This window comes from Epilithonimonas hungarica (assembly GCF_900102265.1).
GTDB classification, from domain to species: Bacteria; Bacteroidota; Bacteroidia; order Flavobacteriales; family Weeksellaceae; genus Epilithonimonas; species Epilithonimonas hungarica.
The window spans coordinates 525961-550826 of sequence record NZ_FNBH01000001.1 but is presented as its reverse complement, the minus strand read 5'-3'; the positions used below and the strand labels follow the sequence as shown (position 1 = coordinate 550826).

The 24866-nt window shown below is 34.9% G+C and carries 21 protein-coding genes, 1 tRNA gene and 1 pseudogene; 6 read left to right on the top strand and 17 right to left on the bottom strand.

Annotated features, from left to right (window positions below; translation table 11 throughout):
* Window positions 1-2: 2 nt before the first annotated feature.
* The 7 genes from ruvA to BLT30_RS02595 form a co-directional block, all read right to left on the bottom strand.
* The gene (gene ruvA, locus BLT30_RS02625) at window positions 3-587 is read right to left on the bottom strand and encodes a Holliday junction branch migration protein RuvA (protein ID WP_089871164.1); all 585 of its coding nucleotides are present in this window, start codon (window positions 585-587) and stop codon (window positions 3-5) included.
* A 162-nt stretch (window positions 588-749) separates the two neighbouring features.
* Window positions 750-1127 (bottom strand): hypothetical protein, encoded by a 378-nt coding sequence (locus BLT30_RS02620; RefSeq protein WP_089871162.1) that lies wholly within the window; start codon window positions 1125-1127, stop codon window positions 750-752.
* Between the two features lie 110 nt (window positions 1128-1237).
* Window positions 1238-2542, bottom strand: coding sequence for an HlyD family secretion protein (locus BLT30_RS02615; protein WP_089872854.1), 1305 nt, complete (start codon window positions 2540-2542; stop codon window positions 1238-1240).
* Window positions 2532-4748, bottom strand: coding sequence for a peptidase domain-containing ABC transporter (locus tag BLT30_RS02610; protein ID WP_089871160.1), 2217 nt, complete (start codon window positions 4746-4748; stop codon window positions 2532-2534). Before BLT30_RS02610 ends, BLT30_RS02615 begins: the two co-directional genes overlap by 11 nt.
* 1 nt (window position 4749) lies before the next feature.
* Entirely contained in the window at window positions 4750-6102 is a 1353-nt protein-coding gene (locus BLT30_RS02605) for a DUF6734 family protein (protein WP_089871158.1), read from the bottom strand.
* 5 nt (window positions 6103-6107) lie between these two features.
* Window positions 6108-7682 carry a vitamin K epoxide reductase family protein gene (locus BLT30_RS02600; RefSeq protein ID WP_089871156.1) on the bottom strand — a complete coding sequence of 525 codons (1575 nt, stop codon included), beginning with the start codon at window positions 7680-7682 and terminating at the stop codon, window positions 6108-6110.
* 28 nt (window positions 7683-7710) lie between these two features.
* On the bottom strand, window positions 7711-8769 hold the full coding sequence (locus BLT30_RS02595; RefSeq protein WP_089871154.1) for a TlpA family protein disulfide reductase: 1059 nt from the start codon (window positions 8767-8769) through the stop codon (window positions 7711-7713).
* A gap of 635 nt (window positions 8770-9404) precedes the next feature.
* Between BLT30_RS02595 and BLT30_RS18520 the strand changes: the two genes are divergently transcribed.
* Both BLT30_RS18520 and BLT30_RS02585 read left to right on the top strand, forming a co-directional pair.
* A complete protein-coding gene (locus BLT30_RS18520) occupies window positions 9405-9713 on the top strand; it encodes a hypothetical protein (protein WP_089871152.1) in 309 nt (102 codons plus the stop codon).
* A gap of 26 nt (window positions 9714-9739) precedes the next feature.
* Window positions 9740-10693 carry a hypothetical protein gene (locus BLT30_RS02585; protein ID WP_089871150.1) on the top strand — a complete coding sequence of 318 codons (954 nt, stop codon included), beginning with the start codon at window positions 9740-9742 and terminating at the stop codon, window positions 10691-10693.
* 244 nt (window positions 10694-10937) lie between these two features.
* On the opposite strand, the gene BLT30_RS02580 is transcribed toward BLT30_RS02585, so the two are convergent.
* The 3 genes and pseudogenes from BLT30_RS02580 to BLT30_RS02570 form a co-directional block, all read right to left on the bottom strand.
* Window positions 10938-13220: an NADP-dependent malic enzyme gene (locus tag BLT30_RS02580; RefSeq protein ID WP_089871149.1), complete on the bottom strand. Its 2283-nt coding sequence runs from the start codon at window positions 13218-13220 to the stop codon at window positions 10938-10940.
* Window positions 13221-13417: 197 nt separating this feature from the next.
* Window positions 13418-14279, bottom strand: a pseudogene (locus BLT30_RS02575) (BadF/BadG/BcrA/BcrD ATPase family protein).
* 60 nt (window positions 14280-14339) lie between these two features.
* A complete protein-coding gene (locus BLT30_RS02570; protein WP_089871147.1) occupies window positions 14340-14588 on the bottom strand; it encodes a hypothetical protein in 249 nt (82 codons plus the stop codon).
* A 261-nt stretch (window positions 14589-14849) separates the two neighbouring features.
* Here BLT30_RS02570 and BLT30_RS02565 point away from each other — a divergent pair, with 261 nt between their 5' ends.
* The 4 genes from BLT30_RS02565 (at window position 14850) to BLT30_RS02550 (ending at window position 18667) form a co-directional block, all read left to right on the top strand.
* Window positions 14850-15308 carry a GtrA family protein gene (locus BLT30_RS02565; RefSeq protein ID WP_089871145.1) on the top strand — a complete coding sequence of 153 codons (459 nt, stop codon included), beginning with the start codon at window positions 14850-14852 and terminating at the stop codon, window positions 15306-15308.
* Window positions 15309-15350: 42 nt separating this feature from the next.
* The gene (locus BLT30_RS02560; RefSeq protein WP_089871143.1) at window positions 15351-16079 is read left to right on the top strand and encodes a lysophospholipid acyltransferase family protein; all 729 of its coding nucleotides are present in this window, start codon (window positions 15351-15353) and stop codon (window positions 16077-16079) included.
* 73 nt (window positions 16080-16152) lie between these two features.
* Window positions 16153-17601 carry an MFS transporter gene (locus BLT30_RS02555; protein WP_089871141.1) on the top strand — a complete coding sequence of 483 codons (1449 nt, stop codon included), beginning with the start codon at window positions 16153-16155 and terminating at the stop codon, window positions 17599-17601.
* Entirely contained in the window at window positions 17591-18667 is a 1077-nt protein-coding gene (locus BLT30_RS02550) for a DUF3810 domain-containing protein (RefSeq protein ID WP_089871140.1), read from the top strand. Before BLT30_RS02555 ends, BLT30_RS02550 begins: the two co-directional genes overlap by 11 nt.
* Before the next feature lie 249 nt (window positions 18668-18916).
* On the opposite strand, the gene BLT30_RS02545 is transcribed toward BLT30_RS02550, so the two are convergent.
* The 7 genes from BLT30_RS02545 to greA form a co-directional block, all read right to left on the bottom strand.
* Window positions 18917-18990 (bottom strand) — tRNA-Met (locus BLT30_RS02545).
* A gap of 45 nt (window positions 18991-19035) precedes the next feature.
* Complete coding sequence (locus BLT30_RS02540) at window positions 19036-20316, bottom strand: peroxiredoxin family protein (RefSeq protein ID WP_089871138.1); 1281 nt, start codon at window positions 20314-20316, stop codon at window positions 19036-19038.
* Between the two features lie 54 nt (window positions 20317-20370).
* Window positions 20371-20595, bottom strand: a complete 225-nt coding sequence (locus tag BLT30_RS18060) for a hypothetical protein (protein ID WP_139166554.1) — start codon at window positions 20593-20595, stop codon at window positions 20371-20373.
* 12 nt (window positions 20596-20607) lie between these two features.
* The gene (locus BLT30_RS02535; RefSeq protein WP_089871136.1) at window positions 20608-22587 is read right to left on the bottom strand and encodes a hypothetical protein; all 1980 of its coding nucleotides are present in this window, start codon (window positions 22585-22587) and stop codon (window positions 20608-20610) included.
* Window positions 22588-22675: 88 nt separating this feature from the next.
* Window positions 22676-23851: an ATP-dependent Clp protease ATP-binding subunit ClpX gene (gene clpX / locus BLT30_RS02530; protein ID WP_089871134.1), complete on the bottom strand. Its 1176-nt coding sequence runs from the start codon at window positions 23849-23851 to the stop codon at window positions 22676-22678.
* Window positions 23852-23899: 48 nt separating this feature from the next.
* On the bottom strand, window positions 23900-24289 hold the full coding sequence (locus BLT30_RS02525; protein WP_089871132.1) for an HIT family protein: 390 nt from the start codon (window positions 24287-24289) through the stop codon (window positions 23900-23902).
* Between the two features lie 57 nt (window positions 24290-24346).
* Window positions 24347-24814 (bottom strand): transcription elongation factor GreA, encoded by a 468-nt coding sequence (gene greA, locus BLT30_RS02520; protein ID WP_027384210.1) that lies wholly within the window; start codon window positions 24812-24814, stop codon window positions 24347-24349.
* Window positions 24815-24866 lie beyond the last annotated feature (52 nt).

The following is a 24866-nucleotide window of genomic DNA, read 5'->3' as shown; positions in this document are numbered from 1 at the left end:
TGTTAAATGTTCTTTAAAATCTCTTTCACTAATTCTTCCACCGAAACATTCGGGTTTTGCTTAAGGATCCTATCTGCAATCTTCTCACTCATCCTCTTGGCGATACCCAAAACTTCTAATGCAGATAACGCCTCATTCTTGATTTTATTGTTTGCAAAATCAGAAAGTTTTTCCTCGGAATTACCGAAGTGCCCTACCTTATCCCGCAAATCCACAATAATTCTTTCTGCAGTTTTAGCCCCTATCCCTTTCACTTTTTGGATAAGAGCACTATTGCCTGAAAGTATAGCACTTGCGGCATCGGAAAGACTGAGCGAAGATAGTAATATTAATGCTGACACAGGTCCTACTCCGTTAACACTTATTAACAGGTTGAACATTTCTTTCTCTTCCTTGGTATAGAAACCAAAAAGCAGGTGTGCGTCTTCACGAATGATCTGTTGAATGTATAATAGGACATCGGAGTTTAGTTTCAGGTTCTGAGAGGTCTGCAGACTGATCCCGACATAATAACCTACTCCGCTGACATCCACGACAGCAAATGTAGGAGTCAATTCCTGAACGGATCCTTTTAATGAATAAATCATTGAATTAATAAAAAATTAGGGTTTTGCGAAGATATAAATTAACTTAAAAACAAAAGCCATTTTAACATATTAAAATGGCTTTTCAATACTCTTTCTACGATTTTGTTATTTCATTTTTATGATCTTAAAGAAGTTTTAGAAAATTTCACAACATTTAAAAAGTTAATTCACATCAAATTTTTCAATATGAATCCTCAAATCATTATAAATTTTCTCCGCTTCTTTATTCCCTTCTTTAGCAAGCCTTTTTACATTTTCGAAATAAACTAAAGAATTTCTGTAAAGACTTTCCATCAAAATTAATTGCATATCCTCTATCTGTTGCTTTAAAGCCGGGAGATCGTTCTCTAGGTCTTTCAGCATTTTTAAATCTTCATCTGATTTATTAGGACTGCTTTTTATTTGTTCGATAGCAGAGTCGATATTAAGCAGATTTTCCTTAACTGTCAAAAGCACTTCAGGAGGCATACTTCTTATCAACTTAAGATTTTTCTCCAATTTCTCTTCAAATTGCTTGGTAAATTTATCATCAAAATTCATATCTGTGTTTTTATTAAGATAAATTTAGAAAATTATTTTAATCATGAACATTAACGTAACATTAATACAGATCAATTTTAAAAAAGAAAATTCATGTGAATCGTTTTTAATTAATTCTGAAATCTCAACAATTTCCTGATCTGATAAAAAAACCTTTCGATTAATCTAAGATCCTGCGTAACGATTTCAGCATTTCCTTTGAGTTCTTTATCAAAGGGCAATAGTTTGTTGTAAGATGTCTTCAAGCCTTTTGGAAGAATTACATCCACATAATAATTTCCATTATTATCCGGAGCCAGAGAAATATTCTGTACTTTACCTTCTACGAGTCCGTATTCCTGGAAACGGTAATTGTCCAATTTTATCAGCACTTTTTCTCCCGGAATGATTTTCCCGGAGTTAGTTGAGGGAACCTGCATTCTGCCGACAACAGCTACTTTATCGGTTGGTAATATTGTTAAAATAGCATCTCCGGCCTTCACGAATTGATTCTCTCCAAAGAATTGCTGAAAGCTTACAATCCCGTTTGTTGAGGAAATAACCAAATAATTCTGTTCCCATTGTTTTAGAGATTTTCTTAATTGCTCAAACATTTGCAGAGTTTGTGAAGCGTAATTACTTTTGTCTTTCTGCGCGTTAATGGATGCTCCACTTTTTGTTTTATTAAAAGTGGAAATCCCTTCCTGCATTTGAGAAAGAGAAATATTAATAGTTTTGAGATTCTGCTCTGCCTGCAGATATTTTATTTTCTCATTTTCCAGTTCCATTTTCGAGATGACGCCCTGATCGAATAAAGATTGTGAACGAGAAAAATTCTTCTTACTCAAGTCGAATTTTGCATTTTCAAGATTTAGCTGTTGTTTTAAAGTTGTAATCCTACTGCTGTATTCCGATAAACCCTGGTTTGCTGCAAGATTTTCCGGAGCATACGGTTGTAGTTTTGCGAATAGTTTCTCATCCTGAAAGGCCTTCGCGAAAGCGTTGTAATCACTTTGTAATTCGCCTAATTTGAATCCTGAAGTTTCATTGATCGGAAAAGAAAAAATCTGATTGGGCGAAATAGAATCTACTAATTTTTTGAGCCTTAGAACATCTTGATAATTGGCTGTAGATTGTAAAATCATTAGAATGTCATTCTTTTTGACTTCCTGCTGATTCTTAATCAATATTTTTTCAATTTTAGAATTGATCCTGGCTTCCAGCTTTTCAGGTGGGTTTTGTGAGGTTACAATGATTGGGGCAGGAACAAATTCGGGATATTTGATGAACCAGCTCATCAGCAAAATCATTCCGAGAATAGTTAATATTAAAGTATTTCCCCAGCGGATCATCCAGTTCGGTGGTTGTGACAAAATATCCTGCACACTTTCACTGCGGATTTCCAAGTTATCTAATATGTCTTTTTTAGTTTCCAAGTTCCAATTGATTTTTAACAAGTCTGTAATATTCTCCTTTTTTTGCAACCAATTCTGAATGATTCCCTTCTTCTACCACTTTTCCTTTGTCTAAAACAATAATTTTGTCAGCATGTTTTACCGTCGATAACCTGTGTGCTATAACAACGGCCGTTTTTCCTTTGAAGAATTGTTCCAGATTTTCCATAATTACCTTTTCATTATTAGCATCGAGAGCAGAAGTTGCTTCGTCAAAAAAGATATATTCTGGAGATTTGTACACAGCCCTTGCTATGAACAATCTTTGTCTCTGTCCGCCTGAAATTCCAACGCCTTCATTTCCAATCTTGGTATTATAGCTTAATGGTAAACTCTCTACAAAATCTTTGATATTGGCAATTTCTACCGCTTTTCTTAATTTATTTTTATCAATGTAGTCTTCTCCCACTGCAATATTCTGTGCAATTGTATCATTAAAAACATAGCCATCTTGCATTACGACACCACAATGATCCCGCCAGATCCTTGGAGAGATATTTTTAAGGTTGGCATTCCCTAATGTAATATCACCAACATTGGGTTCATAGAATTTCATTAATAGCTTCAGCAAAGTTGTCTTTCCGCTTCCGCTGGCTCCGACAATGGCGGTAGTCTTTTGGTAGGGAATTGTTAAATACAGGTTCTCAAAAACAAAAGAATCAGAACCAATATACCTGAAAGAAACATTTTGGATTTCCAAATTTTTCTGAGGAATTTCTGTTATGTATTGTTCATCCGCACTCTCTTCATCTTCCTTGTCGTGAATTTCTCCCAATCTCTCGAGTGAAATCTTAGCATCTTGGGTTTGTCTTATAAACTCTACTAATTGTAATAATGGACTGTTCAGCTGACCAATAATATATTGAACAGAAAGCATCATTCCTAAAGTAAGATTCCCGCTTAGAACTAATTTAGCTGCAAGAAAACTTACCAGAATATCCTTCATCTGGTTGATAAAATTCCCGCCAACCGATTGCCACTGTTCCAATGACAAAGATTTGATCTGAATTTTAAATAATTTGACCTGTAAAAACTCCCAATCCCACCTTTTTTTCTTTTCCGCATTGTGCATTTTGATCTCCTGCATTCCATTGATAAGTTCCATCACTTTGCTTTGCTCCTGCGAAACCTGAGAGAATCTTTTGTAATCCAGCTCTTTTCGTTTTTTAAGAAAAAAAGTAATCCAAATAATGTATAGAAAAGCTCCCACGAAAAACACCAAAAACAATCTGTAATCGTAAAACAAGAGTATGATGCTATAGATGATCAGATTAACTAGTGAAAACAGTGTACTTAAGGAAGAAGTGGTCAGCAACTGCTCAATCCTGTGATGGTCATTAATCCTCTGCATGATGTCTCCCGTCATTCTTGTATCAAAAAAACTGATAGGGAGTTTCATCAATTTGATAAAAAAGTCGGAAATAATGGAAATGTTGATTCTTGCGGAAAGATGAAGTAGAATCCAACTTCTAATGATCTCTATTCCCATTTTTCCTAAAAACAACATTACTTGGGCGAGCAGAACCAAGTAGATAAAATTAAGATCCTGGTTTTGGATTCCTACATCTACAATACTTTGCGTAAGAAACGGGAGAATGAGAGACAGTAAACTCCCTGCCAAAAGCCCGATTGCAAGCTGGATAACTAAAGAGCGATATTTCAATACATATTTTGAAAGGAAGGAGAAGCTCGCTTTACTCTCTTGTTCATCAAATTCATTTTTGAAAAATGAGGGAGTGGTTTCCAGAAGAAGAGCAATTCCTTCCTCTGTGTTTTCATTAGAATTCTCTCCTATCCAGCTTTTGATGAATTCTTCTTTGGAGTAAGTTATTAAACCATAACTTGGATCCGACACATAAATCTTATAACGACTGTCACCCTGAGCCTGTCGAAGGGTCTCAATATTATAAACGACCACAAAATGTTGCTTGTTCCAATGGACAATACAAGGAAGCGGCACTTCCTCAGCAAGCGTATTGAAATCTATTTGAACACCCAAACTTCTGAATCCTAATTTTTCTGCGGCATCGCTTAATCCTAATAAACTACTTCCTTCTCTTGTGGTCTCGGAAAGATTTCTTATCTGTTGTATAGGGATGGTTTTTTCGTAATATTTGGCGATGATACGGAGGCAGGTGGGACCGCAGTCTTTGGTGTCGGGTTGAGGGTAGAAAGGGAAAGACTTCAATTTACAAAAGCACTAAAATTTTACACTCCAAAAAATATCTCAATCTATTCATTAAAAGTTTATTGAACTCATCCACATCTTCTTGTGTAATATCTTCTTCAAGATATTGGCGCATATTTATTAAAAATTGACTTTTTAGTATTTTATCTTTTAATTCTGTCACCATCAATATATCAATTTCGTCAAAATCATAATTGATAGAAGTCCCATCGAACTCATATACTTTTAAGTTTTGATTTTCTTGATTTTGATTTTTGTTGTGTTCAATTTCAAAACAGTTTAGTAATAGCAATGAAAAATCAATATTGTCTTGTGTGTATTTATCAAATTTCGTATAAATAGTTGGTAAGTGAATATTCCTTCCTAACAAACCTTCATTGCGAATAACTGATTTATTGTCTAGTATGTTCTCCATAAATTTATTTACAAGCCTTTGATTATCATTTTTAGAAAATTTATAATCCAAAATTTCTTTATCAAAATGCTCGAATTTTTCGGGAATTAAATTTTTAAGATTCAAATAAAATTCTGGATATTCTTTTAAAACAGACCCTTCAAGAAATCTACAAATGCTTAAGCGTCTTTTGAAGTTTCCCAGTAAATGAAGATAAAATCTTTTGTGTGGAACATCCTGAAAATTGCCCAATCCCAAATATGAATTATCTCCCCAGACTTCATCAAACAAATAACTAATTGTTTTTTTTTGAAGTACAGACATCTCGTAAAACAACTCTTGTTCAAAAAAAATATTGAAATTAAATAAATTAAACTCATCCCACGTTTCTCTATTCTTATCAACAAAATCAAAAGATTTTTTGGTGTATTCATGAAAGAATTCTATATCATTTCCCCCAATAATTCCCATATTACAACCTAAATTTGAAAGACCATTGTGATAGTTATAGATATCCTGAGGTATAAATTTTAAATGAGGAGCAATGTCATTCCACATTTCACGATAATAATCTGTTGTATTTTCTAAATTTTGAGCTATTAAGCTGCTTGACATTAATTCTTGAGGAAACTTATTCCAAATAAATACGTCACCATCTACATGAAGAAAAGGGCTATTTTGGAGTGCATAAGTTTGTATCTTAGCGATTGCCCATAAATCTTTTGGATATTTGTTCATTTCGTCTAAAACTACATGAACTTTTGTGTAAGGAAGATTTAATTTATTTATCAAAATTTCGCAACCGAACTTATCAGTATATAATTCAACTTCTTCATAGAATTTTCGTAATTGGTTGCAACTGAGTATCCATCCTAACCAATGATATTCATAGGATAACCACCCTCTATTATCTCTTATGTCTTGGAAACCGCCAGACCAAAAGGATTGTATTATCTTCATAACTCTTAATCTTCAATTAGATCTGTAATGAAATATTCTAAATCTTGATTATCATATAAATCGGGAAATTTATATTGATTAATGAATATATTAGGGGTGAAATTCAAGTTTTTAGATTCATTTTCTGCGGCTATCAATAGTAATCCATTTTTTGATTGTTCACTATTTACAGGCTCTCCGAATTTCAAAAGCCATTCTTTCAAATTTTTAGTTTCAAACCAATTTTGTAAAGCGTCACAAAAAGCGAAATCTCCTTTTTCTTTGTGAATTTCTAGCAAACGACAGAATAAATCTTGAGTATTATTATCAAAGAATTCTCTATAATTAAACCTAATAGAAATACATAAATTTTCGTAATTATTTTTCAAAATCTCATGTAGAATTTCATGTGCTTTTTTGCAATAGCCACATAGTGGGCTGGTAATAATTGAGATTTTCAATTTAGAATTAAGATTGCCTAAAACTAGATTTTCACTTATAAAAAACTGTTGTTCTTCTTTTTCCAGATTATTTTTGAAAATAGTGTAGTTTCTTTTGAACCGAAGATTTTTAATATTATTTTCTTTTAGGTTTTTGATGTTCAATAGAAATGGTTTTATCATATAAATTGAAAATGCAACGACTGCAAAGCCAAAAACAAAAAGTGTTACATTTTTTAAATTAAAAGACCAATAGGCAGGATGATTAATAACTAATAATAACAATTGTACATAAATCAAAGCAATAATACTCAAACAAATTGGACACCATTTTTTCTCCACTTTATATTGAAAATATATAGAGTACAAAGTCATTGGAATTGCTAAAACCAAGGAAAAAATTAAAAGGGCAAAATAATTTTCTGTTACGCCATAAACTGAAAACAATAGTAAAGACAACAATTCAGAGCTGAAAAACCAAATGCTAACATCACTGATTTTAAAGCTTTTCAGCCATGTATTTTTATCAGAATTAATGACCTGTGCACAATCTGCATTGGCGACTATGTTACACATATTTTTAGAAACTGTGGATTCTATTCCCAATTCACTTTTCAATGCTTCTATCGAAAGAAAAATCCCAGCCATATAAATTGTCCCGAACAAAACCGCAAATATAGAAGCAGAAAATAAATAGACAATCCCCAGAACCAGCAATGCAAAGATGCAAACCATCATATTAGTTACAGAAGTAGATTTTGGTTTTGTATCTGCGAAATTTTCCGATTTTTCGGCTAAAAAAACAATGTCTTTCCAATATTGTTTTAGTTCTGCAATGTTTAGCTTTTTTGTTTGCTTTTCATGAGTAAAGTGATATTTCCCATTTTTCTCAGTGATGTGTGACAAATAATCTTCTTTCCTATTATCTCCAATATCTCCCAGCAATGCAACAAAAGAATTAGGTAGATTTTCTATTTGGTCTGCATATATTTTAGTTGCAATATTTGGGATTTTAAAAAATGAAAAAGCGTCTGTAAAAGCCAACAAGCTTGGATAATCCGGATGAGTTTCTACCTGAAACTGAAACTCTGCTTTGTCAAGTATTATATTTTGAGATCGAGCATAAGAAAATATTGCTTCTAAGTCTTGGTTAGTAGTCATTATGATTTTAGAAGTTTTGGGTTGCTCGTTATTTTAGATTTCCTTCTAAAAATATTTCTAATTCTTCTGGAGAGAGATCTTTTTTAATAATTATACCATCAGAATCCAAAAGGAAAGTCGTCGGAAATTTATTAATATCGTATTTGGTTGATTCAACACCATTTTCATCAAGAAGATTTTGCCAATCTAATTGTTTATCCCTTATTACTTTTCCCCAATTGTCCTTAGCTTGTGTTACATCTGTTGAAATACCAACAATCTCGAATCCTTTATCCTTATATTTAGCATATAGTTTCTTATATTTGGGCAAATCTTCTATACAAGGGGCGCAGTGGGAAAACCAAAAATCAATTAGTGTAAATTGCTTTCCATATAAGGATGGGTTAATCGTCTTTTGCCCACTTAAGACCAATTCAGGAAATTCTCTCCCTATAATGATTTTTTTTGATTCTGTTAGGTTATGATAAAAAACCCTACCATATATGGATTTTTTTATATTATTTGATAAATTATTGAAAATGTCATCATACACCTCGTTATAACTTTTCAATTCAAATTGACGAACCAAAGTCCAGAATAATATATAACTGTTTTTATTCTTTTTAGAATATTCTAGTAGTAACTGATCCAATTCTTTATTTTTATAATAATAGGATTCCAAACTCTTTAATCTCCTATTAATGAACTCATAAAATTTAATTTCATCTTTTGCATTTTCATTCTGTATTGTTTGTGGTTCTAATAACAAAAAACCGCTATCTAGATATCTCAGCTTAAAACTAGCACTGTTCTTATCTACCAGAAAAGGCAATGTCATTGCAAATCCTTCTCCTTTAGGAAAAGAAAGTGCATACGGTAGAGGAAATTTGCTATCCCTTACTTGAAAAGAAAACAATCCCTTGTCATTTTCTTTTATGTGTTTAGAAGAATTTTTATAGTATTCATCATTAACTATTCCACCAATTTTTTTATTATTAATAATAGAATCCGTTATGATTTTTACTAATACTTCTTGGGAAAACAATTGATTGGATAAAAAGCTACACATCATTATAAAAATGATGTGTAAATAAGCCTTATAATTCATTACTAGCAACACTTAAAAACGCCATTAATCAATGAAGCCCTCCTATAGACATTACCATTCCAACAAGATTCGACATGCGTAATATCACAAGAACCGCACCCTCCCTTGACTTTTCTCATTTCATTTCTTGACATTCCATTTTTGATGTCTTTTAAATTTAGTTTTTTCATTTCGTTAAATTTTAAAATTAATAATTATTTGTTGCCATACAAACCCTGGCATTGGGCTTTTGCCTTACCAATCTATCATACTGTACACATATGATTACTTAGAAGAATGAAGCAAAACTAAAAACTAAAACCAAATAAAAACTCACTTTAACGGAAATTTAACATTATCAATTCAATATTAAATAATATTTAAAATAAATTATTCACTAATCAAAGTAATAAAAATTTGATAATAATTAATTAAAAATGAATATTATTAAATCATTAATCAAAATAATTATTTTCCAGTCAAAATATGGAAACATGAAAAGTTCATCGGAAAAATATTTTGCGCCGTTAATCCAAATTATTTATAAATTAGTCACATCATTCAAAGCTTAAATAGTAAAAACAACAGCAATAACTTTAATTATAAGAATTTTGTTTCTTTAGTTAAATAATTTAGGATAGCGGAATATTTTCAGATTGGAAACTCGAGATTCAAACCTATTGAAAGAAGAAAACGGCTTACAGAAGCACTCCGCCACCAATGACAACCCCCAACTAAGCAGTAACAATGAGCAACTAAGCGACGACAATGACCAGCCAACCAGGAGCAAAGGTCAACTATGCAGTAACAATAACCAACTAACTGATGACAACACCCAACTAAGCGATGACATAGACCAGCGAACCACTGACAATGACCAACTAAGTAATGACAGTGAACAACCAACCACTGACAGTGAACAACCAACCATCGACAAAGACCAACTAACTACCGTCAACTACTAAATAACAATCTAACCTAAATACAAATTATGGAACCAACAGAAATTAAACGAGCCTACTTAGGCACCGATGCCTACATGACAGAAAGCGCAAGAGCCAATTACAACTTAGCCAACAGCGAGCTAGCCAAATTTACCGGCTTCGATTCTACTATCAACGCCGCTTACATGACCGCCTACCTCGCTTCCATCGTAGCGGCGGAAACCGTGGTGGCAGATTCTGCCATATCCGACCAACAGGTGCAGACCACAGAGAATGTCCTCAGCCAAATGGAGCTGGCACGAGCTAAATATAATGAAGTAAAATATTTTGTACAGAAAGCCTTCCCCAATAGTGCCGCCACACAGGGCGAGTTCGGGCTGAATGACTACATGGATGCCCGTCGCTCGGAAAGCAAGATGATCCAGTTTCTGGATGAGATGTCCAAAGCCTGTGTGAAATATCAAACCCAACTGGTAGCCGCAGGCTACAATGCTCCAGCGATTGCCACTATCCAGACCATCCGAACAGACCTTCTTAATAAAAACACCACACAGGAAGTTTTCAAAAAACAAAGACCAAAACTTACCGAAGACCGTATCAAAATCCTTAATGCCGTCTACGACAGGCTAACTCAGGTAAACGCTGCCGCGCAGATCATCTATATGACAGACTATGCGAAGCAAAGACAGTTCATCTACGATATCTCCAGAGATAACGACCTGCAGGAGTATGAGGGCAGTGTGGGAGCAGGTACGGTGAAAACCATTGCCACATTGGCGGTTTCTGAAGGCACAGTTTTTACTTTCAAAAATACAGGTACAGTGCCATTGGTTTTCTGCCTTTCCAGCACAGAGAATCTGGAGGGCATCCAAATCCCAATAGGTGGTGGCGCAACGATCTCCAAAACCGCTGCTGACCTAAATCCAAACGCTGGCTTTTTACTAGTGAAAAATACGGATGCTGCCAATGCAGGTTCTTATCAAATCACTTTGGATGATTGATAAAATGCAGATAGTATCATAATTTTCTCGCAGATTATGGTGATTTAGAAGATTCGATGGTACTTTCCATCAGCCAAATCTGTGTAATACGCAAGAATTTAAATGTTTGAAGAGTATATATAGCCTATTATTTTAAAATTTTTGACTAGACCTACTAGCCTTGAAATCAAAAATCCCGTCACGTTTAATTACGTGACGGGATTTTTATATTAATAAGGGAGATAGCAAAATCAACTGCTAGCCTCTATTTCTTATCCTTGGTCTGTGCATCCAAAACAGCAATCGTTGCTAGATTCACAATTTCGTCTACACTGGAACGCATTTGCAGGACATGAACCGGCTGATCTAATCCCATCAAGATTGGGCCTATGGTCTGAGCAGCTTTCATCCCTCTGATAATTTTGTACGATAAGTTTGCACTTTCCAGATTTGGGAAAACCAAAACATTGGCAGGGTTGGTTCCTAATTTTGAGAAAGGATAATCTGCCAAATGATCACTATTCAAAGCAAAATCCGGCTGGATCTCTCCATCCACGATCATCTTCGGATATTTCTCGTGAAGGATTTTCACAGCTGCTGCCACTTTTTTGGAAGTATCTGCTTTAGCCGAGAAATTCTCAAATCCTAACATTGCAACTCTTGGTTCAATAGCAAAAGACTTAACTGTAAATTCTGCCATTCTTGCGATTTCTACCAAATCTTCCGCAGTTGGATTTTTGTTGATGGAAGTATCTGCAAAGAACAGAGGTTTCTTTTCTGTCAAAATCATCATCATTGCAGCTACTTTGTTTACGCCTGGTTTTCTGTCAATTATTTCTAAAACAGGTTTCAGAATTGAGGCATAACTTTTTGAGAAACCTACGATCAAAGCATCGGTATCGCCGTGTTTCAGCATTAGCGGCCCAAAATAATCACGTTGTCTTACATAACGTTTTGCTTTATATTCATTGATTCCTTTTCTGTTTCGTTTTTCCCAAAGGGTTTTACGATATTTTTTACGGGTTTCTTTTTGCTCATCATCATTTGGGTCGATAATTGGAATATCAAGAGTGATTCCGTATTCCTCCATTTTTTCTTTGATGAGTCTTTTGCTTCCCAACAAACTAGGATAAGCAATTCCTTCTTCCTGAAGAATCTGCGCAGCTTTCAGAATGTTGTACTCTTCTCCGTTTCCAAGCGTGACTCTTTTCGGATTCGCTTTTGCACGGTTTTGCATCATTCTCACGAGCTTTTCGTCTCGTCCCATTCTATCTAGCAACTGATTTTCGTATGCTTCGAAATCCTCAATTGATTTCCCAGCAATGCCACTTTCCATGGCTGCTTTTGCTACGGCAATAGAAACTTTGGTAATTAATCTGTTATCAAATGGTTTCGGAATGAAATATTCTTTCCCGAAGCTGATATTACTAACATTGTAGGCCAGCTTTACCATTTCCGGAACCGGCTCTTTTGCTATTTCTGCCAAAGCGTGGACCGCAGCTAGTTTCATAGCTTCATTGATTCCCCTTGCCTGGACATCTAAAGCACCCCTAAATATATAAGGAAAACCAAGAACGTTGTTCACCTGATTAGGATAATCGCTTCTTCCGGTCGCCATCATCACATCTTCTCTCGTTGCAATTGCCAGATCATAACTGATCTCCGGGTCTGGATTGGCTAACGCAAAAACGATCGGATTTTTTGCCATTGAGAGTAACATCTCTGCAGACATTACATTTCCTTTTGACAAGCCGATGAAAACATCAGAACCTTTCAGGGCATCTTCTAAAGTATCAATATCTGTTTGAGCAATAAAGTCTAATTTTTCTGGTGTCAGGTTTTCTCTTCTTTGATTGATGACCCCTTTGCTGTCACACATCAAAATATTTTTCGGATCAAGTCCTAAAGAGATGTATAATTTAGCACAGGCAACCGCAGCCGCTCCAGCTCCATTGATCACCATTTTCACTTCACCGATTTTCTTACCTGCAATTTCCAAAGCATTGATCAGAGCTGCAGCAGAAATAATAGCTGTTCCGTGCTGATCATCGTGCATCAACGGAATATCCAATTCCTCCTTCAGTCTTTGTTCTATATAGAAAGCTTCCGGTGCTTTGATATCTTCCAGATTGATCCCTCCGAATGTTGGCGCAATGGCTTTTACCGTTTCGATGAATTTGTCCGGGTCTTTTTCGTTGATCTCAATATCAAAAACATTGATTCCTGCAAAAATTTTGAAAAGCAGACCTTTCCCTTCCATTACAGGTTTTGAAGCTTCGGGACCGATGTCTCCTAAACCTAAAACAGCAGTTCCATTGGAAATCACCGCAACCAAATTTCCTTTTGAAGTATATTCGTAAACGCTTTGCGGATCATCGTGAATTGCCATACAAGGTACAGCAACGCCCGGCGAATAGGCCAAAGACAAATCTCTCTGCGAAGAATGCGGTTTGGAAGGTATGACTTCGATCTTACCTTTCGGTTCCTGACGGTGGTAATCTAAAGCGGCTTTATCAAAAGCATTTTGGTCTCTTGAATTTTTTGACATTGTTGAATTTACTTTTGTTGTGCATCTAATATTATATAGAGTCACGGGTTTTTATTTTTTCTCTGCGTAAGGGCGGAGGGCATTGTTGGAGCTCCTCGCCAGAGGCGAGAGCGACTGCCCGCAGACCGGCCCGCTTGTTTTTGCGGCTGGTTCAGCTTGGAAAAACAAAGGGATACGCCCCAATTATTATTGCAAAGTTAAAGCTTTGGAATGATATAGTCACGATGATAATTCACCAGACTTTCTATCGGACGCTGAACAACGGTTCCGATTTTGAAGTGAAAATCCGATGCCGCAGCTCTTAAAGAATCCTCAAAAAAATAGGCAATCGAGCCAATAAAATTGATTTCGCTTTCTCGGCATTCTTCGTACGGCATCACCTGAAACTCAAGGAAGTTCTTGAGTTCTTTGTAAATAAAATTCTGAAAATATGGATGTGTTTTTCTGTCCACAATAAACCTCGTGAAATCTGCCATGTAGGCATTCGCTCTTGGATTGTGATACATATTTTTGAGCAACTCGTCTATATTCAGCTGATAAATCTCAGTAAATTGCTGATGCAGATCGGGCGGTAATTTCTTCATAAAATAATGACGGACCAATTGTTTTCCAAGTGCGCTTCCACTGCCTTCGTCGCCAATGAGAAACCCTAAAGAAGGCAACTCAGTTTTGACATTTTCGCCATCGAAATAGCAGGCATTGGAACCTGTCCCTAGAATGCAGACAATAGCCGGAACGCCTCTGTAGGCCGCATAAGCTGCTGCCAAAAGATCTTCTTTTACCCGGATCTGTGCGTTGGTGAAAACCTTTTGTATTTCTCTTTCTACAATCAGTTTATTTTCCGGAGTACCGCAACCTGAGCCATAGAAAAAGATGTTTTCCAGATAGTCTTTGAACTTGGTAAGTGCCTGATTTTTTTTCTATTTCAATTGTGATCAGTTCTGGTTTTATGATATTCGGATTGAATCCAACGGTTTCGGTTTTCAAGACTTCTGTACCGTCGTTTTCCAGAATAACCCAATCGCATTTGGTAGAACCGCCGTCAACAATGGCAATCATATAATATATTATTTAGAATGCTAAAATAATATTTTTTCGGGGAGAATTGATGAGAATTTGTTATTGTTTATCTTCTATAAGCCAATCCTGAATCTCATCTTCCAGGTAAGAAGTCTGTAATTTGATAGCATTGATGAAGTCATCTGGAATGCTTTCTGCGTTCTCGCTGCTTTCCAAATCCCATAGTTCATCGGACATCAATTCGTATTCTGAATAGATTCTTTTGAATCTGGAACTGCTTTTTTCCAACTCCTCAATTTTCTTTTGCTGAGGCAGAAATTTTCTGTAAGGTCTGTTAGAATTTTTCATTTTTTGTAATAATTATTTTGTGATTGTGGTGACTTGACAAATGATGAAAAAATTTCCTGACCAAACAATTTTTAGTCAGGACAGTATATCTTCATCGACTGATATTAAGACTTTCACAATTTATTAACCATATAATAATTAATCTTTCAGCCAAATCGCAAAATCCTTAACACTTAATAAAAGTAAAAATATTTTTGACACTAAAAAATTATTTAACTATTATTTTAAAACATTTAACAAATCGTATAAATTTGCAAAAGAATGAAACAATTATTTTTCCGCCATAAGCAAATCCTACTCTTCATCATCGCTGGTGGACTAAGTGCGATTGTCGAAATCGGCAGCTTCAAAATACTGAGTGTTTACCTCCCAAAAATCTTCACCTGGGAATATAATCTCTCAGGAATTAAATATCCGTTTAGTAATATTTTGTCCACAAGTTGCGGAATCATCACAAACTATTTTCTGAGCATCTGGTTTGTGTTTGAAAGGGGGAAACATTCCAAGAGGAAAGAGTTCGCTTATTTCATTTCGGTTTCTGTTGTCTCTACCTTCATCAGTTTGTTCCTTTTTCAGATCTTGTATCATTTCGTTTTCAAAGATGCCATCGATCTGGGAATCTATGTTCTTTCACAAGAAATGATGAGCAAGATAGCTTCCATCATCATCGTCTCACTCCTAAATTATTCTATAAAGAAAAAAGTGATTTTTAACGGATAAAAAAGCTATTTTTGATTTGAATTAAATTTTTACGAAATATTAATGAGAACAATTCTAGTGTATGCGTGGCGATCTTGGATGGTAATTTTAGGAACCGTTCTTACATTGATCTTCTTTCTTCCCGTTTACATCTTGTCTTTTCGAAAGGAACATTACAAATATTGTTATTTTTTCATCCGTCTTTGGGCAATCGGGATGTTTTACGGAATGGGTTTCCGTTATAAAAAGATCCTCAGGACCACGAAAAAAATCGATAAAAACCAGCCTTACGTTATCATCTCCAACCATACTTCCATTATGGATGTGATGCTGCCCTGCATTCTTTTCCCTGATCACCCGCTTTGCTATGTCGGGAAAAAAGAAATTGAAAAAATTCCAATCTTTGGAACAGTGTACAAGCGAGTTTGCGTAATGGTCGACAGAAATAGTGCCAGAAGCCGTGCCGATGTTTACAGGAGATGTGCTGAAAGAATGCAGGACGGCCAAAGTATTGTGATTTTCCCTGAAGGAGGCGTTCCTGATGATACAAGTATAATTCTGGACCAGTTTAAAGACGGTGCTTTCATATTAGCGACCAAACATCATTTCCCTATTGCTGTTTTTACTTTCCGAGGTTTGAAGGAAATGTTTCCTTTTGATAACAAAAAAGGCTATCCCGGCGTTGTGAAAGTTTTTTTCAACGATATCTTAACGCCCGATGCCACACAAAAAGAACTGAAAGAAAAAGCATTTGAGGAAATCCAATTGTCTCTTATTGAGGAATTAAAATAATTATTCTACTAATAAGACTTTTTACTTACATTTGTTTTTAAATATTAACCTTAAATTAACAATAAATTAAATAATGGAGACACAAAAAACCAATTGGGCTCAGTTCATCCCGCTCGTAACCGTTTTTTTCTTCTGGGGATTTGTTGCTGCAAGCAACGATATCTTGATCCCGGTTTTCAAAAAAGCATTTGATTTGACACAAGGTCAAAGTCAGCTCGTATCCGTAGCTTTTTATATTGCCTATACTGTGGGCTCTATCATTTATATGCTGATCTCGTTGGCCATTCGTAAAGATCTAGTCAACAAAATAGGTTACAAAAACGGATTGGCGCTAGGTCTTGCTATTTCCGCATTAGGAACCTTATTATTCTATCCGGCAGCCAATCTTCAATCCTTTCCATTAATGTTATCCGGACTGTTCATTGTAGCATTAGGATTTTCACTACAACAAACGGTGGCGAATCCATTAGCTATTGCACTTGGCCCGATTAAAACAGGCTCGCAACGTCTGACATTGGCAGGAGGAATCAACAATCTTGGAACGACCATCGGACCTTTGATCGTAAGTTTCGCCATCTTTGGTTCTGCTGCTTCTGAGAATACCAATATGAGTATTGAAAGTGTGAAAATTCCTTACCTGGTCTTAGGTGTAGCATTTTTAGCTGTTGCCATTTTGCTTAAATTATCATCTTTACCGGAACATCCAGCAACAATAGAAGAAACAGTTACAGAAGAAGGCGGCGCAAAAACTTCCGCTTTGAAATATCCTCAGTTGCTATTGGGGATGTTGGCGATTTTCATCTATGTTGGTGTAGAAGTTTCGACAGCGAGTAATCTACCTGCTTATATGGAAACTATCGTGAATTCTCAAACAGGAGTTCTTTATACTTTGCAAGAGGTCTCTCCATTCATTTCGCTTTACTGGGCAAGTCTGATGATTGGCCGTTGGACAGGCGCTGTGGAGGCTTTCACAGATAATATGAGCCTACAAAAAATCTTACGTTTTGTTGCTCCATATTTGGCTTTCGGTGTTTTCCTTTTGGTAAACGCAGTTGCTAAACACGACCTTTCTCCTTTCTATGTTTATGGATTGATCATTTTAGTATTAATTGGAGCCGATATGGCGAGTAAAGGAAATCCTGCAAGAATGTTACTGATATTCTCAGCGCTAGGAATTGTTGCGACAGTAATTGGAATGTTTACTGATGGAATCATCAGCATTTACGCTTTCACAAGTGTTGGCTTGTTCTGTAGCACACTTTGGCCTTGTATCTTCACATTAGCAGTAAGTGGTTTAGGAAAACATACCAGCCAAGGAAGCAGCTTCCTGATTATGATGATCATGGGAGGCGGAATTGTAAGCTGGTTACAAGGCGTTGTTTCTGAAAGCGTTGGTATCCAAAACAGCTATATTGTAGGAGTTTTATGTTTTGCTTATCTTGCATTCTATGCTTGGAGAGTAAGTGGGATACTAAGGAACCAAGGTATTAGTTTTGATAAAAAAATATCGGGTGGACACTAAAAAAAACATCTTTATCAAAAATAAACTTTGGGCAATCATTCTGGTTGCCCAATTTTTATTATTCTATATATTATCAAAGTCAGATTTTGCTATCAATTTCTTTTCAAATTTATTTGAATGGAAAAAGAATTTCCATGTCTCATTATTTTCAAAGTTTCGGTTTTCTATCGGAGATGTTATTTATACAGTTGTTTTACTTTTTTTGGTGCACGCTATCATCAATTTAATAAGGAAAAAAAATAGTTTGACATTAAAGCGCTTATTGATTTTCGTTAACATTTTTTATTTTGTCTATCAATGTTGTTGGGGAATGCTCTATTTTCAACCTCTGATCATCAAAAAACTTTCAACAAAAGAGATAGAAATCAACGATTCTGATTTGAAGAATATAGCAATCAAATACCTGAAGCTTTGTAAAGAGACAAGAGAAAGGGTTTCCGAAGACAAGAATGGCGTTTTTAAAATCAAACATATTCAGAATATAGAATACGAAATACTTTCTCAACAAAATCAATTACCTAATTATATCAGCACAAAGAAGCCTATCAGTATTCTTTCCGTAAAACCGAGTCTCTATGATAATTTTATGAACTATACCGGGATTTTGGGATATTACAATCCATTCACTGCGGAATCGCAATTCAACCCGAATCTTCCTTCTACAAACACACCTTTTACATTAGCTCACGAGATGTCTCATCAGCTTGGATATGCAAGAGAGCAAGAAGCCAGTTTTATAGCTTATTTATGCGCTAAAAATTCCAAAAACGAAGATCTACAATACAGTGCACAATTATATGTTCTAAAAAGCCTGTTAAGAGCTCTATCAAAGAATGACAGCAACAAAGATTTTGTCTTAAAATTGATTTCTCAATATTCTGAAAAAATGCAGAAGGATAGAAAAAATGAATTGGAATTCTATGAAAAGAATGAAGGAATCATTAGTGACTTCTTTGGTGTTACAAATGACCTATTCTTGAAGACAAATCAACAGGATGGGCGAATTACTTATTCCTACTTCATTAACCTTCTATTCACATACGAAACAAAAAAAGAATCGTACTAGGTACGATTCTAAAAACACAAATGATGAAAAAAAATTTATTGCTCCTGAGTGATTGTCTCAAAAGCGATGTAAAAGTACAACATTTGAATTTAACATCCAAATGTTTTTACAAATAATAAAAAAGTATTAATTATCAAATACTTAAATTTCAAAATAATTTATTTTTTTTGCTTCATAACGAAACAATAATAAAAAAAAACTTTATAAAATAAAAAAACTCTTTTCAAAGTTTTGAAAAGAGTTTTTTAGTAGCGAAGACGGGAATTGAACCCGTGACCTCAGGGTTATGAATCCTGCGCTCTAACCAACTGAGCTACCTCGCCATTTTTGTGGTGCAAATATAAGGATATTTTGCATTTCCACAAATTTTAATTCAATTTTAAATAATCAATTACATCCCCTACATGATTCGGTTTGCTAACGATTATATTATTAGCATCTAAAATAAAATAAGTCGGTGTTGCAACAACGTTGTAAGTCTCTCCATATGAGCTATACCAGCCTTTTCCTTCAGAATCACTTACCCAAGGATACACATTCGCTTTGCTTTTGAATTCGTTCAAATTGCTATCTAATGATAGACCCACAATTTCTATATTTTGAGCCTTCATCTTGTCATATTTTTCCAAAAGCTTTGGTAATTCCGCTTCACAATGGGAACAAGTAGATGACCAGAAAACAACAATTTTTTTAGCCGCTTTTATGTCATAGAGTGATTTGGCTTTTGTATGAACAGAGTTTACAAAAGTATTATTGGGGAATTTGGCTCCAAGTTCAATATTCTTATTTGATTGGATCGTAGATGCAAGACGGTCATTGATGGTACATTTCAAATTATTAGCCTGGGCGAGATATTTGTCTTTTAGCTTATCCATATTATATGTACTGAAGATGTCAATCAGCTCAGAAAGGATAGTTTGCCCTCTAGGGGTTTCCAAGTTGACAGCTGCCAATAATTTATCAACATTTCCCTCAACATTGGATTTGGAAACATTAAGAAAGTTGATCAATGATGGTTTTAAAATTGTCGAAGTTTCCAGATATTCTCCCGATTTTGAATAAAAATCAATAAAATCTTCAACTTTAAGCGATAAAGCTTTTTCTTGCACCGAGTATTTTTGATTATTGTGATAGTATTGCAGAAAAGGGTGAGAATCGTAAAGAGAATCATTATTTTTAGAAAGGGAAATAATCTCAGACTCTAAAGATCTGTAAAAACTTTCATTTGGTTTGTAATAATCTTTGATCTGTATAAGTGCCGGCAAAATCAATTCTTGCTTTTTCTGAAGTTCAACTTCATTGCTGAAAAGTTGATTTATTTTATCCTCGAAAACAACATCAGAAATCTTATTTTTAGAATCAAGTTCAATTTTAAACTTTACATCGGCATTCTCTGATACCATATTAACAGAAGAGTTGGATTTTTGAAAAAAAGCCCTCATCATCCCGATATATTTTTTATCAACTTTGAAACTCGCTGTATTTCCTGCTATCTTACCTTTAGAATATAATATTTCTTTAGAGCCGTTAAAACCATATAAATAGGCATCTGAATCAGACAAATAAGATGGGATATCCACCTTCACATTAAACTGAGCAAATATGTTTGCAGATAGCATAATACTACTCGTTATCAATAATTTTTTCATAATGTAAAAATAAAAAAAACTCACTTAATTAAGTGAGTTTTGTATACTAAAAAATTATTGTAATAATCTTTTTCTTGATCTTAGAGCAAATACTACAATCATTAAAATTGCCGCCAAAAACAAAATAAAAGTATAACCATCGATAGGAGAAGCAGGATATGCTCCAATACCACCCGATTCTGGATTTTCCGGAGGTGGCGGTACAGATTGCGCAAAGCTTAGCATACTTATCAATATAAATATTAAGCTATACGCTTTTTTAAATAATGAATCCATCATATAATCTTGTGTTTAATTTAGAATTTTTTTGATTACAACTTCTCCGTTTTCAGAAATAGCCTTAATAACAAAAGTAGATTTTGCCTGATAATTAACGGGCACTACATAATCATAGCTTGTTGAAATATTCTGTTGCTTATTTAGCAATTGACCTGCCGAAGAATAAACCTCAACTGTGGCATTCTTCCAATCTTTAGCAAATCTAACGACCCATTGAGCATCTTTTTTAGCAATAATAGTTTGTGAACCGGCAAAAACATCTGTACCCAAAGTTGCATTCGATGGTTTTTCATAATACAAACCTAGAGTTTGAGCACCACTCATAGAAGAAAGACTTCCACCATCTACAATTTTTATAATTTGATTCTGGGCATCTTTAATATAGAAACTATTTCCATTAGACAGTCCATCCTCAACTCTCTCTCCCTTTTCATACAATTCAAACTTTAATTGATAAGGCTGATCCGTATAATTTATATAAAGAGGAATTTCTTTTGTCTTAAAAGTGATCTCATTAGCTTCATTAATATACAATTTATCAGTATAAGTAGCATCTTCACCACCAGCTAATTTTTCTTCTTTTGTATAGATTTTCTTATTATCACTATATGCCTGTAAAGTTGTGGCCGTAGGACTGTAACCTGTAAAAGCAGAAGGAGATACTGCATAATAAGTCCTATCCAACTCTAATCCATTCAAGTCATACATTATAACTGCTACTTGTTTTACAATCTTATCTGAAGATATATCATCTACAGTCTCCGACGTTTTAGCGGCAGTAACAGAATAATCAATTCCATCAGCTCTAGATGTCTGTTTGAAACGTCTGGTCTTTGTCAAATTCAAAGTCTGTGCAGCATTCGAACTCATTTTAACCATAAAAGCCCCCATAGGTTTTATAATCAATTTATTCGCTCCAACATCTCCCGCTTGAAAAGCTCCGCCAGAAACTTTCACAACCATAGTTGTACCTGGATAAAGGGTTCCATTCTGAGCGGTCCAGTTTAGATTATTATCTCCATAATAAGCTACACCTTCCAGATTGGATATGAAATTATCATCACTACCTGTTTCAGAATCTATGCCAATATATTTGAGATCAATATTGGTAAGAAAGGGATTTGCTAATTGATAAAGATTTTTAGCATAATCAGCAGGCCAACTAGTCCCTTTGACCCTAAAAGGATCATCCAGATATGAGTAATATTTCTCGCCAAAAGTATTGGAAGCATTACCATTTGTTCCAAAACTACCGCTATAGCCTCCAGACAATGCAAAATTCACATTATTAACCCCACTAGCTATAACATCAGAGGCCGGTGTTCCTTTGAAAATCTTTTTCTCTGTTTTAGGAAATTGCCAGAAATAAGTGGCATCCGACTTTCTTCTAGGTAGGATATAATAAGTCATTGGACTTATGAAAGAAAGATTTGGATTACCATTTGCATAATAAGCCGTACCTCCATAAGCTATCTGATCAAAACGTGCTCTCGCATTGTTCCACCAAAAAGTAGAACTGGGATTGAAACGTCCGGAAGAATTATTCGCAATGTTTGTAACATTGAGATTTCCCTCTCCAAACACGCTTACAAGCTCTTGGATACTAAAGTTATAAAATGGCAGTCCCATCTGTTGAGAACCGGTGCTTCCGTTCTCATAATCGGCAAGATACTCTTTATTAACTTTTCCAGATATCTGTCCTTGCGGAATCCCCGTAATATACAATTGTCCATAACTGGATGTATTCGCAAGTTTCAAGTTAAAATTAGATGTTGCTGCAAGATTTAATAAATCTGAAGAAACGCCATTTACCATGACATTACCTGAATTATCAACAATAGCATTTCCAGCTGTCTGTAATCCGCCACCATTATATAATAATGTTTGAGGCTGTATCGTTACATGGGCAGCATTGCCTACATACGTAAGTACTTGGGAAGAGGCAACAATATAAAAAAATATTGATTGCGTAATAAATAATTTTTTAATCATTGTGTGTCTAAGTTTTATTTGTGTGTTTGTCTGGCAAAGATATTAATTTTTTAATTACTTGAAAATAATATCTTCATATTTAAAGAATTTATAATATAGAATCTATTTTAACATGCTGTTCATTTTCGATATTGAACATATAATCTTCTAAAATTTTCTCGGTCGTCCCTCTTAGACCTCTTGCTCCAAGTCCTTTATTCATAGTATCTTCCACAATTTCATCAATTGCTTGTTCACTGAATTCGAGAGTCACATTATCCATTTTGAATAATTCTGTAAATTGATTGACAATAGAATTTTTTGGTTCCTTCATTATTCTAATAAGTGTCTCTTTTGTCAATTTTTCAAGATAGGTGATGATAGGAAATCTTCCTAAAAGCTCTGGAATCAATCCAAAACTTTTCAAATCTATCGCATTGATCTGGCTAAGGATATAATCTTCCTCCTCAACTTTGTTCAATTTTTCAGCAGAAAAACCGATAGCCTGTTTATTAAGTCTTCTTTCGATGATCTCTTTCATACCATCAAAAGCACCCCCAGCAATGAACAGGATGTTTTGCGTATTGACCTGGATATATTTCTGATCCGGATGTTTACGCCCTCCCTGAGGTGGGACATTTACTATACTGCCTTCCAAAAGTTTCAAAAGACCTTGTTGAACTCCTTCCCCCGAAACATCTCTAGTAATACTGGGATTATCAGATTTTCTGGCAATTTTATCAATCTCATCTATGAAAACAATACCTTTTTCAGCTTTTTCCACATCATAATCCGCAACCATTAGTAATCTTGAAAGAATACTTTCCACATCCTCTCCTACATAGCCAGCTTCGGTAAGAATAGTAGCATCTACGATACAGAAAGGAACATTCAACTGTTTTGCAATTGTTTTTGCCAATAAGGTTTTCCCTGTTCCTGTCTCACCGATCATGATGATGTTTGATTTTTCTATCTCTACTTCACGGTTCTCATTTTGTGCATGCAATAACCTTTTATAATGATTATAAACCGCAATCGACAATTGTTTCTTGGCCTGGTCCTGCCCTATTACATATTCATCCAGGAAAGTTTTTATCTCTCTTGGTTTTTTTAATTCATCAAGAGATGTTGCAATAGATGATTCCTGAGTTTTATTTACACTATCTTTTACAATAGCATGTGCTTGTTCTATACAATTTTCACATATGAAGCCATTTTGCCCGGAAATCAGAATTTGTACCTCATTCTTTTTTCTCCCACAAAATGAACATTGATTTGGATTCATAGATCTTTATAATTCTTATAATTAAAAAAAGAAGCTTGAAACTTCTTTTTATGCATTTATTATGGACTGCTGAATTTCTTTATATTCTTCAGGCGAAAATATCAACCTGACATTCTTAAAGTTAAGGTCATCCATACTGTTAAGTGGTATCAGATGAATATGAGCATGCGGAACCTCCAAGCCTACAACAGCTACCCCTACTCTTTTGCAGGGAATAGCTTTTTTGATCTGCTTGGCAATATCCTGGGTGAAAGCCCAAAGCTCTTTGTAATCTTCCGAATCTAGATCGAAGATCAGGTCAGTTTCCTTTTTAGGAACCACCAAGGTATGACCTTTCACCAACGGCATAGCATCTAGAAAAGCAATATGCTTATCATCCTCTGCAATTTTGTAGCTGGCGATCTCTCCGCTAATGATCTTTGAAAATATACTGCTCATAATAATTAATATTGACTTTAATTTTCAGCAATTATTAAACCAAATGATGATTTACTTTTATAATGAAATTTCTAAAACCTCAAACGAAAGTTTATTACCATTTGGCAAGACAATATCAGCGGTTTCCCCGACAACTTTGCCCAAAAGCCCTTTGGCAATAGGTGTATTCACGGAGATTTTTCCGGTTTTGATATCACTCTCGTTGTCCGGTACCAAAGTGAATTTCTGCTCACCTTTCGTAGCGTTATTTTTAAGTCTCACAGTTGTAAGAATAGATACTTTGCTCAGATCCAATTGTGCAACATCAATAATTTTTGAGCTGGCAATAATGTCCTTCAGCTTGGAGATCCTCATCTCCAACATTCCCTGAGCTTCTTTTGCGGCATCATATTCTGCATTTTCAGAAAGATCGCCTTTATCTCTGGCTTCAGCAATTTGCTGTGTTATTTTTGGTCTTTCGTTGGTTTCTAATTGTTCCAGTTCGGCTTTCATTTTGTCCAAACCTTCTTTGGTCACGTAGTTCATAACAATAAAATTTATCGTTTGTATAAAAAAATAATCCGACCTTTGCCGGATA